Source organism: Streptomyces collinus, assembly GCF_031348265.1.
In the GTDB taxonomy this organism is placed as follows: domain Bacteria; phylum Actinomycetota; class Actinomycetes; order Streptomycetales; family Streptomycetaceae; genus Streptomyces; species Streptomyces collinus.
On the sequence record NZ_CP133771.1, the window covers coordinates 3,890,246 to 3,902,108 of the forward strand.

The window sequence follows — 11,863 nt, forward strand, 5'->3', positions numbered from 1 at the left end:
GGTTCGGCGGTCAGACAGCGGGGCCGAAGTCGGTCCAGCCGGCGTCGGTGCTGCCGGCAGGCGCTCCGGGGTGGGGATCGTGTGGTGCTCGCGACTTCAGCACGAAGAGGTCGGGCCCGCCGGGCTCCTCGTGGGGCAAGCGGAAGACGGTGGCCGCCTCGTCGGCGTCCACGAGATCGGCGAGGACCGTCACCGTCCCCGGGTCGCTCAGCCACAGTTGCCCCGCGAGCGAGGTCCGCAGCGCCCCGGGAACCTCCTGCCAGTAGGCGTCTCGCTGCCAGTCCCGGTTGACGCCCAGCAGGTTGCCGCAGGCCACCCGGTGGTCCTCCGGGCCCTGCGGGCGGACGACGACCGCCCCCGAGCTCCTCGGCGCCACGGCGTGGCTGATGAGACCGGTCAGGACGTCGGACACGGGGTCCTCGCCCTCGACTGCGACCGAGACGCGCGCCCGGTGCAGCCGCCCGGTGTAACGTCGCGCGGCCGCCTCGTACAGACCGTGCGCCTCCCGGGCGAAGGGGTCGCCCGGCACGGGGAGTCCGTACATGGGATCGGGCGGTGCCGGCTCCGCGAGGGTCCCGAAAGCCTGCGCTCTCATCGTCAGCCCCTCGGTGAGTCCGGGCGGAGCGGAGCACGGTTCGAGGCACACGCTGACCACCGTCCGCCGCGGTTCCGCGGCCAGGTGGGTCCAGATCCGGTCCCAAGAAGCGTCAGGAGCGTCGAACCGGGAGACCGTGGTTCCGACCCGTTCCGCTCCCCAGACACGGGTCAGCGGCCTGCAGGTGATGCGCTTGCGGATCTCGGCGATCGCGCCCCACTGGGGAACGAACGGGGCGAGCAGGCGCGCGATCTCCGCCGGGTCCTCGACCCGGGTCCCCGTCACGTGCGCCGGGAACCGCGCCAGCGCGGGAAGCGCGTCCAGCGCGGCCCGGACCGCGGCTGCCGGGCTGGCGCCGTACAGCTGGGCGATGACGGCCGTTTCGATCCGTCCGCTCACCGGATCACTGATGAACCGCAGATCCCAGCGGGCGGTGGTGCGATCGGTCCAGAGAGCCGCGAGCCACGTCCGCTCGGCGGTGATCCGGTCGGCTCTGCGCCTGGCTTCGGAGAACTCCGGGTAGAGGCCCTCCGGCAACGGGGCGGGACTCAGCGAGAATGCGACGTAGGCCCAGCTCTCCCCACTGGGAGCAGCGCGCAGCAGAACGCCCGGCGCACCCTCCGGATCGGCTTCGGCCATCTGATCCTCCCACCTTGGTCCCGGTCCACCGCGCTCCCAGGTCGCGTCGTCCCGGCGGTCCCTGCCGGACATCGCATGCGGTTCGCCGGCTCGCACCGCACGTGGCGGTGCGAGCCGGGGCCCCTCAAGGCCGAGGAGGTGCCCCGCCCGCGGGCGGCCCCCAGGCGGGCGGGGAGGCGGGCGGGGAGTCGATGCCCGGGGTCGGCGCGGACCTCGCCTGGTCGGTCTGCACCGGCGGCAGTCCCTGGGGGAAGGCATAGGTGACGGGCACCACGACCTGGTCCACCGCCGTGGCCAGTCCCTCCCGGCACGCCGCGTGCACCGCCTCGCGCATGGCCCTCACGCCCTCCGTGCGCATCATGATCCGCTCGGGGCTCAGGCGGCCCATGATCGACGCGAGCAGGTCCGACACGAATCCGCCGATCAAGGCGTATCCGCGGCGCGAACGCCACATCTGCCATCCCAGATAGAGGCTCGTACCGTACGAGAAGACCGAGACGTAGACCTGGCACTTGCCCTCCGAGAGCACCAGGCGATTGCGCACCTGCTCCCGGCCCAGTCCGGTGGCGATGAGCCGTTCGGCGCGGTCGACGGGGATGGAGCGGCGCGCGAGCGTACCGGCGATGGAGACGTATGCCGAGTCGAGGGATCCGCTCCGGTCCGCCACCAGGACCCGCCATTCGGCGATCGGTTCGGTCAGGCGCATCCCGAGCAGGGTCACCCAGAAGGCGATGCCCGAGGCGATGTACGCCAGCACGATCATGACGGCGAATCCCTCGCCACTGCCTCCGACGAGAAGGATGAGCCCGAAGAAGACCGGCGGCAGGAACGCCAGGAACGACGCGAGGACGGCGTAGACGAAGAGCTGGAGCAGCTGCCGCCAGCTGACCGAGTCGTCGAGGTGGATCTCCACCGGCGTGTGCCGCAGGTTCTTGTCGAGATATGCGGCGTTGGCGTCACCGCCTCTCCACCCCGGCAGGCTGGTGTACCCGTTGTCGCTCATATGTCCCCCTGAGTGGTCCCGGATCCGAGGTATCGGAAATTACCCATCGTGCGCGGCCGGTTACACATGATCGAAGGTCCCGAAACCGTGACGGCCCACGTTCGTTGAACGCGCGCGGTCTTGATCGGGAGCACTTACAATCTCCCACTTGCGACCCGGCTCAGGAGGCCCGGTCCGGGCACCAGCGGGCACTCCCCTACCGAGCGACGGGGAGCGGTCTCCCAGGACGTGCGGCGCGGAACGCCACCGGATACGGCCGCCACGGCCCGGATCCCCGGCGGCGGGCAGGCGGCCGGCAGCCCTCTGGACGAATCCGCCCACCCCGTGCCTTCACGGTCTTGACACCCCCACCGGTGGGCTTGGTGCAGTCAGTCCCCGTCCGACAGCCCCGCCAGGTCCAGCGCCGAAGCGATCCGCACCGCCACGTCCTCCGCGTACATCGCGTCGGACCGCTCGAAGGCACTGCGGCCGGCGCCCCGCAGGAACGTCACGACGCCCAGGGTCCGGCCCCGGCTGCGCAGCACCGCGCACAGGGCGTGGACCGCGTCCGGGGGCCACTGGCGGGCCTGGGCCCACTCTCGGGCCGCCTCGGGCGCGGCGGCGCCCGCGCTCGCACGCAGGGCTCCCACGCGCTCCACGCACTGCAGGGCCGGATGTCCCTCGGCGTAACGGACGGGCAGCCCCGCCTGGCCGGCCAGCCTGCTCGGGCCCGGCGCTCCGGACGGAGTGGCGGCGACCCGGACCAGCCGGACCGGCGCCTCGGCCTCCGCGTCGGTGAGCGCGCCGCCGGCGACCCGGTCGATCAGTCCGTGGTCGGCGAAACCGGCCAGGGCGAAGTCCAGATGGACCGTCGCCGCCTCCGCCGGGTCCTCGCACTCGGCGGCGGCCCGCGATGCGCGGTGCAGCTGCTGCGTACGGAAGCGCAGCAGGGACGCCTCCTGCTCGGCCTGCTTGGCCTCCGTCACGTCCTGGAACAACCAGCCCACACCCAGCGGAACCGGCTCCTCCGCGAGCGGCGAGGCCAGCCGCAGGAAGCCGCTGCGCCAGCACCGCCGCTGCTCGCCCTCCTTGGCGCGCACGCTCACCCACACCTCGGCGGGCGCGGGCGGCGCGCCCTCCGCCAGCACATGCTGCAGCGCGCTCTCCAGCTCTTCCACGCCGTGCGACAGCAGCTCCCCGAGCGGCCGCCCCAGCACCGACGTACGGCCCGTGCCCAGCGCGCGGGCCGCGTGCGCGTTCACCACGGCCGGCCGCAGGTCCACGTCCACCAGCACGACACCCCAGCTGGCGTCCTCGAACAGGGCCTCGCTCAGCGCGATCGAGCGCTCCAGATCGATCTGCGCGTGCACCTCGCTGAACGCGCAGTACACCCCCGCCGGCTTGCCGTCGGGCCCGCGCACCGCCGCCGACTGCGTGCGGACGAGCACCCGCCCGCCGTCCTTCGTCAGCAGGGCGAACTCGTGCACCTGCCGCCCGGGCGCGTGCATCACCGACAGCAGCCGCCCCTCGACCTCCTCGGCGTCCGCACTGCGCACGGCCCACCCGGCCAGCCCACGCCGCCCCACGGCCTCGTCCGCGCCCCAGCCCAGGATCCGCTCGGCCTCACGGTTCCAGTGCGTCACGACTCCGTCGGCGTCGAACGCGCACAGCGCCGCGTCCATGCCGTCCAGCAAAGCGGCAAGCAGATCCGAACCATCCGAACTCTCCCGCTCGGGCTCGTCCGGCCCCAGCTCGTCGGTGGTCCCACTACGCCGGGAAGCACTCACCTGGACCCCCTGCAGGCTGCGTCCGCACGTACGGCACGTCGGTTCGCTCCTTGCAATCATTCAACTGGAAGGTGACCCAGCACACACCGAGTTCCCACAACATTGAAGGAATCGTTGTACGGCGGCAATCCCCACGTCAACGCCCACGGAGACGGCCCGCGCGGCACCTGTCACCCCTGTTCCCCGGAAAAAAGCGGTTGATCCGGAGCCGAACGGTTTCTTAGGCTCCAGGTACACGAGAAGGGAGGTGGTTCGGCAGATGTATGAGAACCGGACGCGTGAGGTGGCTGCGGGCTAGCGGCCCGTCACCACACACAGTGCGGTGCCGGACCAGCGCGTGAACGAAGCGCGCAGCCGGCCCAATCTCCAGCAGTCACCCGACCCGCGAGTCGCCGGTACGTCCGGCCGGCTCCTCCTCAGGAGGAACCAGACTCGCGGGTCGTCTGCGTTTGTGTGTTACCTGCGTTCCCGGGGGCCGATGGTGGTGGATGCGTGGCGCGACGACCGGATCGGGAGCGCCCTGCGGGGTGAGAACCCGGCCGTGATGCGGCGGCTGGAGGCCGGGTTCGCGGTGATCGGGGATGTGCAGTTCCTGCCCGGCTACTCGGTGCTGCTGGCCGATGATCCCGCGGTGCAGCGGCTGTCCGAGCTGCCGCGGAGCGGGCGGCTGGCGTTCCTGGCCGACATGGACCGGCTGGGGGAAGCCGTCGAGCGGGCCTGCCGGCGGGCGGAGACGGGGTTCCGGCGGGTCAATCTGGAGATCCTCGGGAACGCCGACGGGTTTCTGCACGCGCATGTGTGGCCGCGGTACGAGTGGGAGCCCGCGGAGCTCGTGCGGCGGCCCGTGTGGCTCTACCCGCGGGAGATGTGGGGCGAGGAGCGGTACGCGCTCGGGCCCCGGCACGACCGGCTGCGGGAGGCCATCGGCGAGGAACTGGACCGGCTCGCGGGGTGAGCATGCGGACGGCCTCACCCGGGGGTGGGTGAGGCCGTGTGGGGCGGGTGGGTCAGTGGGCGATGTCCCCGTAGCCCTCGATGTCGTGGGGGTCGCGGGTGCCCGGGCCGACGTAGCGGGCCGAGGGGCGGACCAGGCGGCCCGTGCGCTTCTGCTCCAGGATGTGGGCGGACCAGCCGGCGGTGCGGGCGCAGGTGAACATGGACGTGAACATGTGCGCCGGGACCTCGGCGAAGTCCAGGACGATGGCCGCCCAGAACTCGACGTTGGTGGCGAGGACGCGGTCGGGGCGGCGGGCGTGGAGTTCCGCGAGGGCCGCCTTCTCCAGGGCCTCGGCGACCTCGAAGCGCGGCGCCCCCAGCTCGCGGGCCGTGCGGCGCAGGACCCTCGCCCTCGGGTCCTCGGCGCGGTAGACGCGGTGGCCGAAGCCCATGAGACGTTCGCCCTTGTCGAGCGCGTTCTTCACGTAGGCCTCGGCGTCGCCCGTGCGTTCGATCTCCTCGATCATGCCGAGGACGCGGGAGGGGGCGCCGCCGTGGAGCGGGCCGGACATCGCGCCCACCGCGCCGGAGAGCGCGGCCGCGACGTCGGCGCCGGTCGAGGCGATCACACGGGCCGTGAAGGTGGACGCGTTCATGCCGTGCTCGGCGGCGCTCGTCCAGTACGCGTCCACCGCCGCCACGTGCTTGGGGTCCGGCTCGCCCCGCCAGCGGATCATGAAGCGCTCGACGACGGACTGGGCCTTGTCGATCTCCCGCTGCGGAACCATCGGCAGGCCCTGGCCGCGGGCGGACTGGGCGACGTAGGACAGGGCCATGACGGCGGCCCGGGCCAGGTCGGCGCGGGCCTGCTCGCCATCGATGTCGAGGAGGGGTTTGAGGCCCCAGACGGGCGCAAGCATGGCCAGGGCGGACTGGACGTCCACGCGGATGTCGCCGGAGTGCACGGGGATGGGGAAGGGCTCGGCGGGCGGCAGACCGGGATTGAAGGCGCCGTCGACGAGCAGGCCCCAGACGTTGCCGAACGAGACGTGGCCGACGAGGTCCTCGATGTCGACGCCCCGGTACCGGAGTGCGCCGCCCTCCTTATCCGGTTCGGCGATCTCCGTCTCGAACGCGACGACTCCCTCGAGCCCGGGTACGAAGTCGGACATCAGGCGGCTCCTCGTGATGGAAGTGACAGATGGTGTGATGTGGGGTGGGACGTACGAACCATGTGTCAGTCAGCTTGCGCAGCGGGCGGCCGTCCGGTGGATCCACGGTCGTGTACGGCGACTCGCGGTCCCTGGCCGGCTGCCCCTGTGATGCCCCGTCCGGCCGACGGTCACCCAACCGGAACGGCACGGAAACGATATCTCCGAGTGCCACCGTTGGGGAGGGTTCACGGCACTCAGTGCCAGGCAGTGACGAAGGACACCGTCCGTACGGCAAGATGACCGGGTGACCGACCGCGACGACGTCCCCTTCGATCTGGCCTCGATGCGCAAGCAGTACCGGGCCGAGGGGCTCTCCGAGACCGAGCTCGCCGCCACGCCCGTCGAGCAGTTCGCGCGCTGGTTCAAGCAGGCCGCGACGGACGGCGGGCTGTTCGAGCCGAACGCCATGATCGTCTCGACGGCCGACGCCGAGGGGCGGACGAGTTCCCGCACGGTGCTGCTGAAGCACTTCGACGAGCAGGGCTTCGTCTTCTACACGAACTACGACTCCCGCAAGGCCCGTGACCTGGCGGAGAACCCTTTCGTCTCGCTGCTGTTCCCCTGGCACCCCATGGCCCGGCAGGTCGTCGTGAGCGGGATCGCCCGGCGCACCGGCCGCGACGAGACGGCGGCGTACTTCCGCACCCGCCCGCACGGCTCACAGCTGGGCGCGTGGGCCAGCGCCCAGTCCTCGGTGATCTCCACCCGGGCGGACATCGACGGCGCGTACGCGGAGCTGGCCGCCCGCTACCCGGAGGGCGAGCAGGTGCCGGTGCCCCCGCACTGGGGCGGTTTCCGGGTGGCCCCGCAGTCGGTGGAGTTCTGGCAGGGCCGCGAGAACCGGCTGCACGACCGGTTGCGGTACGTGGAGCAGGCCGACGGGAGCTGGCGGGTGGAGCGGCTCAGTCCGTGAGGTTCAGATGCCGATGAGCCGGACTCGGTCGCCGCACAGCCGGGCCATGTCGTCGACGTCGGACGTCAGCACGGCCACTGGGCTTGGCTGCCGCAGTGCCACCTCGGCGACGGTCGCGTCGATCGCGCACTTGTGGCCGTGCAGCCCGGCGGCCTTCAGCAGTTCCGCGGACGCTTTCGCGGCGCCCTCGGTCACCGGCTCGACCTTGACGCGGGAGAGCGCCCACTGCAGACGGGGCATGTTCACACGCGCATGACTGACTTCCACGATGGTGTTGGCGCCGATGACGAAATCGGCGCCCATGGCGTGGAGAACCTGGAGCATCGCCAGGATCTTGCGATCCTGGGCGATCCAGGCGGAGAGCCCCTGAGAGTCCAGGACAACCGTCTCGACGTGCTCCATCACGCCGCACTCGCCGATCCGCCGGCATCCGCAGTGCCGAAGATCCTGGAGCGGGCCTCGGCCAGCTCCTCCTCGGTGAACGCCCCGTGCTCCTCCTGGTGACGCATCAGGTCGGCGCCAAGCAACTGATGCCGCAGCTGGCGTGCCACCGCCTCGGCGACATAGCCGGAGACGTTGTCGGTGAGCTTCCTGAGTTCGGCGACCTGGTCTGTCGGCAGTGTCACCGTGATGCGCGTCGTGTCCGCCATGCTCCGAGCATACCGCGGTATGCACACTCCGCGTCCGTGCTGCCACCAGCCCCTCAGCCCAGCGTCTCCTCCAGCAGCCCCGCCCACTGGGCCACCACCCGTTCCCGGCGGGCCGCGTCGTCCGTGAGGAGGTTGGCGAGGCCCAGGCCGCGGGCCATGTCGAGGAGGCCCTGGACGGTTTCGCGGACGCCGGGGAGGGATTCGTCGGCGGCGAGGAGGTCGACGGCTATGCGGTGGGTCTCGCGGCCGACGCGGGATTCGAGTTCGGTGACGCGGGGCCGCAGCTGTTCCTCGTTGGAGGCGGCGACCCAGAGGTGGAGGGCGGCGCGGAACAGCGGCCCGGTGTAGAGGTCGACTAGGGCGGCGACGACGGCGTGACGGTCGCCTGCCGCGCCCTCGGGGAACAGGGCGCGCAGGGCCGTGGAGCGTTCCTCGGCGACGTATTCGACGGCCGCCGTGAAGAGGTCCTCGCGGGTCGGGAAGTGGTGCTGGGCGGCGCCGCGGGAGACGCCGGCGCGTTCGGCGACGACGGAGACGGTGGAGCCCGCCCAGCCGTGTTCGGCGAGGCAGGACACGGCGGCTTCGAGGAGCCGCTGCCGGGTGGCCCGGCTGCGGTCCTGCTTGGGGACTCTCTCCGCACGGTCGGCCGTGCTCACACCACCCATGCCGGATCCCGTCGTTCGAGGAAGGCCGTCATCCCCTCGCGGGCCTGCGGGGAGGAGAAGAGCCGGGCCGAGAGCGCGGTCAGGGCGTCCGCGTCCCGGTCGAAGGCTTCCAGCACCCTAGCCGTGAGCAGCCGTTTCGTCTCGGCCAGGGCGTCGGGGGCGGATCTGCGCAGTCCGTCGAGGATGGGGTCGAGGGCCTTGTCGACATCGCTGTCACAGGTCGTGAGCAGGCCCGTTGCCACCGCCTCCGGGGCACCGAAGCGTTCGCCGGTGAGGTAGTAGCGGGCCAGTGCGCGGGGGTCGGCGCGGGGCAGGAGCGGGAGGGAGATGACCGCGGGGGCGACCCCGATGCGGACCTCCGTGAAGGCGAAGGTGGCGTCCGTGGAGGCGGCGGCGATGTCGCAGGCGGCCAGGAGGCCGAGGCCGCCCGCGCGGACGTGGCCGGTGACCCGGGCGACGACCGGCTTGGGCAGTTCGATGATCTGCCGCAGCAGGGCGACCAGCGCCTCGGGCGGGGGCGGGTCCTTGAGGTCGGCGCCCGCGCTGAACGTGTTGCCGGTGTGGGTGAGGACGATCGCCCGGACACCGGCGTCCTTGCCGGCGTCGGTGAGCGCGTCGGCCAGTTCGCCGACCAGGGCCGCCGACAGGGCGTTGCGGTTGCGGGGCGAGTCGAGGGACAGGGTCTGAACGGCACGCGCGCGGGTGCGGGCGATCAGCGTCATGCGCTCTCCCTGAGCTGTCGGCGGAGGATCTTGCCGGAGGCCGCGCGGGGGACGCCGACGATGAAGGTGACGTGGCGTATCCGCTTGTAGGGGGCGACGCGTTCGGCGACGTACATCATGATCTCGGCCTCGGTGAGGTCCGCGGCGGACGGCTGGCGGACGACGTAGGCGTGCGGGGCCTCGTTGCCGTTGTCGTCGTACCGGCCGATGACGGCGGCGTCGGCGATGCCCGGGTGGGTGAGGAGCAGGGCCTCCAGTTCGGCGGGGGCCACCTGGAAGCCCTTGTACTTGATGAGTTCCTTGACGCGGTCGACGACGAACAGCCAGCCGTCGGGGTCGGCATGGCCCACGTCGCCGGTGTGCAGCCAGCCGTCGGGGTCGATCATGGCGGTGGTGGCGTCGGGGCGGCCGAGGTAGCCCTTCATGATCTGGGGTCCGCGGATGAGGATCTCGCCGGATTCGCCGGCGGGGAGGTCCCTGCCGGGATCGTCGAGGGAGACGATGCGCATCTCGGTGCCGGCGATGAGCTTGCCGACGGTGCCGGGCGGGGCGTCGCTCATGGCGTCCAGGGGGACGACGTGCGTGCCGGGCGACAGTTCCGTCATGCCGTAGGCCTGGCCGACGGGCGGCAGGCCGAGGCGCTGGGAGCAGGCGGCGGCGAGGCGGGCGTCCAGGGGTGCGGCGGCGCTGATGATGTACCGCAGGGACGACAGGTCGTACTGGGCGACGGCCGGGTGCTTGGCGAGGGCCAGGACGATCGGCGGGGCCACGTACAGGGCGGTGATGCGGTGGTTCTGGACGGCCGCGAGGAACTGCTCCAGGTCGAAGCGGGGCAGGACGACGACGGTGGCGCCCTGCCGCAGGGGGGCGTTCATCAGGGCGGTGAGGCCGTAGATGTGGAAGAAGGGCAGCACCGCCAGGACGCGGTCGCCCGGGCCGGCGGGGATCGCCGGGTGGAGCTGGGCGAGGTTGGTGGCGATCTGCCGGTGCGTGAGCATCACGCCCTTGGGGGTGCCGGTGGTCCCGGAGGAGTACGGCAGGGCCGCGACGTCCTCGGCGGGGTCGATGGCGACCTGCGGTTCGGGGGCGGCCGAGGCGAGCATGTCGATCAGGGAGCGGTGGCCGCTCGCGCTGTCGCACACGAAGATCTCCCTTACACCGCCCGCGAGTTCGGCGGCCCGGCGGGCGACGTCCAGCAGCGGTGACACGGTGACGATCCAGCGGGCTTTCGAGTCCCGCAGTTGCTTGGCGAACTCCTCGGCGGTGGCGAGCGGGTGCACGGTGGTGACGGTGGCACCCGCGCGCGTGGCCGCGTAGAACGCGGTCGGAAAGGCGATGGTGTTGGGGCTGTGCAGGGCGAGGACGTCGCCCTTGCGGACACCGGCCTCGGCGAGGGCGGCGGCGACGCGCCGGTGGAAGCGGTCCACCTGCTCGTAGGAGAGGGTGGTGCCGTCCGTGCCGTCGATCAGCGCCGGGATGTCGCCGAACTCGGCGGCCCGGGCCAGGACCGCGTCGTGGATGGGCAGGTCGACGGGCGGGACGTCTGCGTACTCGCTGCGGAACATGGCGGGTTCCTCCTCGCGGCGCGGGCCGTCTCAGGGTCCTCAGTACGACTTGGGCAGGCCCAGGGTCTGGTGGGAGACGTAGTTGAGAATCATCTCCCGGCTCACCGGGGCAATACGAGCCACGCGCGCGGCCGTTATCAGCCGGGCCAGGCCGTACTCGCGGGTGAGGCCGTTGCCGCCGAGGGTGTGCACGGCCTGGTCGACGGCCTTCACACAGGCCTCCCCGGCGGCGTACTTCGCCATGTTGGCGGCCTCTCCGGCGCCCATGTCGTCGCCCGCGTCGTAGAGGACGGCTGCCTTCTGCATCATCAGGCGGGCCAGTTCGAGTTCGATGTGCGCCTGGGCGAGGGGGTGGGCGATGGCCTGGTGGGCGCCGATGGGGGTGTTCCAGACGGTGCGGTCGCGGGCGTACCCGATGGCCTCGGCCAGGGCGTGGCGGCCCATGCCGATCGCGAAGGCGGCGGTCATGATGCGTTCGGGGTTGAGGCCGGCGAAGAGCTGGAGCAGGCCCGCGTCCTCGTCGCCGACCAGGGCGTCGGCGGGCAGCCGTACGTCGTCCAGGACCAGTTCGAACTGCTTCTCCGCGGCGTTCAGTTCCATGTCGATGGGGCGGCGGGTGAAGCCGGGGGTGTCGCGCGGGACGATGAAGAGGCAGGGCTTGAGGCGGCCGGTGCGGGCGTCTTCGGTACGGCCGACGATCAGGGTCGCGTCGGCGATGTCCACGCCGGAGACGAAGACCTTGCGGCCGGTGAGGAGCCAGTCGCCGGTGTCCTGGTCGCGGCGGGCCGTGGTGGTGATGCGGTGGCTGTTGGAGCCGGCGTCGGGTTCGGTGATGCCGAAGGCCATGAGGCGGGTGCCGTCGGCGAGGCCCGGGAGCCAGGCTTCCTTCTGGGCGTCGGTGCCGAAGCGGGCTATCACGGTGCCGCAGATGGCCGGGGAGACGATCATCATCAGCAGGGGGCAGCCCGCGGTGCCGAGTTCTTCGAGGACGAGGGAGAGTTCGGTGATGCCGCCGCCTCCGCCGCCGTATGCCTCCGGCAGGTTGACGCCGATGTAGCCGAGCTTGGCCGCGTCGGACCAGAGTCGGGTGGGGTCGGTTTCTCGGCCGTGGCGTTTGCCGAGTGCGGAGACGGCTTCTCGTAGGGCCTTGTGGTCTTGGGTCTCGATCGCGGTCATGTGACTCCTTCGTCGTGGC

The 11,863-nt window shown here is 71.8% G+C and carries 12 protein-coding genes; 2 read left to right on the forward strand and 10 right to left on the reverse strand.

The annotated features are described in order from the left end of the window. Positions 1-10: 10 nt before the first annotated feature. The 3 genes from RFN52_RS17490 to RFN52_RS17500 all read right to left on the reverse strand — a co-directional run bounded on the left by RFN52_RS17490 (position 11) and on the right by RFN52_RS17500 (position 4,063). Complete coding sequence (locus tag RFN52_RS17490) at positions 11-1,234, reverse strand: hypothetical protein (protein ID WP_184847575.1); 1,224 nt, start codon at positions 1,232-1,234, stop codon at positions 11-13. Positions 1,235-1,358: 124 nt separating this feature from the next. Next, complete coding sequence (locus tag RFN52_RS17495) at positions 1,359-2,237, reverse strand: adhesin (protein WP_184847576.1); 879 nt, start codon at positions 2,235-2,237, stop codon at positions 1,359-1,361. A 368-nt stretch (positions 2,238-2,605) separates the two neighbouring features. Further along, complete coding sequence (locus RFN52_RS17500) at positions 2,606-4,063, reverse strand: PAS domain-containing protein (protein WP_184847577.1); 1,458 nt, start codon at positions 4,061-4,063, stop codon at positions 2,606-2,608. Between the two features lie 421 nt (positions 4,064-4,484). On the opposite strand from RFN52_RS17500, the gene RFN52_RS17505 reads away from it, so the two are divergent. Continuing rightward, the gene (locus tag RFN52_RS17505; RefSeq protein WP_184853932.1) at positions 4,485-4,958 is read left to right on the forward strand and encodes an HIT family protein; all 474 of its coding nucleotides are present in this window, start codon (positions 4,485-4,487) and stop codon (positions 4,956-4,958) included. Between the two features lie 52 nt (positions 4,959-5,010). On the opposite strand, the gene RFN52_RS17510 is transcribed toward RFN52_RS17505, so the two are convergent. Beyond that, on the reverse strand, positions 5,011-6,111 hold the full coding sequence (locus tag RFN52_RS17510; RefSeq protein ID WP_184847578.1) for a citrate synthase 2: 1,101 nt from the start codon (positions 6,109-6,111) through the stop codon (positions 5,011-5,013). A 286-nt stretch (positions 6,112-6,397) separates the two neighbouring features. Between RFN52_RS17510 and pdxH the strand changes: the two genes are divergently transcribed. Then, positions 6,398-7,066: a pyridoxamine 5'-phosphate oxidase gene (pdxH, locus tag RFN52_RS17515; protein ID WP_184847579.1), complete on the forward strand. Its 669-nt coding sequence runs from the start codon at positions 6,398-6,400 to the stop codon at positions 7,064-7,066. Between the two features lie 3 nt (positions 7,067-7,069). On the opposite strand, the gene RFN52_RS17520 is transcribed toward pdxH, so the two are convergent. The 6 genes from RFN52_RS17520 to RFN52_RS17545 are packed head-to-tail and all read right to left on the reverse strand — an operon-like array spanning position 7,070 to position 11,844. Beyond that, positions 7,070-7,471, reverse strand: a complete 402-nt coding sequence (locus RFN52_RS17520) for a DNA-binding protein (RefSeq protein ID WP_184847580.1) — start codon at positions 7,469-7,471, stop codon at positions 7,070-7,072. After that, positions 7,468-7,716 (reverse strand): type II toxin-antitoxin system CcdA family antitoxin, encoded by a 249-nt coding sequence (locus RFN52_RS17525; RefSeq protein WP_031106279.1) that lies wholly within the window; start codon positions 7,714-7,716, stop codon positions 7,468-7,470. The genes RFN52_RS17520 and RFN52_RS17525 overlap by 4 nt, the downstream gene beginning before the upstream one ends. A 53-nt stretch (positions 7,717-7,769) precedes the next feature. Next, a complete protein-coding gene (locus tag RFN52_RS17530; RefSeq protein ID WP_062927511.1) occupies positions 7,770-8,381 on the reverse strand; it encodes a TetR/AcrR family transcriptional regulator in 612 nt (203 codons plus the stop codon). Further along, entirely contained in the window at positions 8,369-9,103 is a 735-nt protein-coding gene (locus tag RFN52_RS17535; protein ID WP_184847581.1) for an enoyl-CoA hydratase family protein, read from the reverse strand. Before RFN52_RS17535 ends, RFN52_RS17530 begins: the two co-directional genes overlap by 13 nt. Continuing rightward, positions 9,100-10,668, reverse strand: a complete 1,569-nt coding sequence (locus tag RFN52_RS17540; RefSeq protein WP_184847582.1) for a 4-coumarate--CoA ligase family protein — start codon at positions 10,666-10,668, stop codon at positions 9,100-9,102. The genes RFN52_RS17535 and RFN52_RS17540 overlap by 4 nt, the downstream gene beginning before the upstream one ends. A gap of 39 nt (positions 10,669-10,707) precedes the next feature. Beyond that, the gene (locus RFN52_RS17545) at positions 10,708-11,844 is read right to left on the reverse strand and encodes an acyl-CoA dehydrogenase family protein (RefSeq protein WP_184847583.1); all 1,137 of its coding nucleotides are present in this window, start codon (positions 11,842-11,844) and stop codon (positions 10,708-10,710) included. Positions 11,845-11,863: the final 19 nt, after the last annotated feature.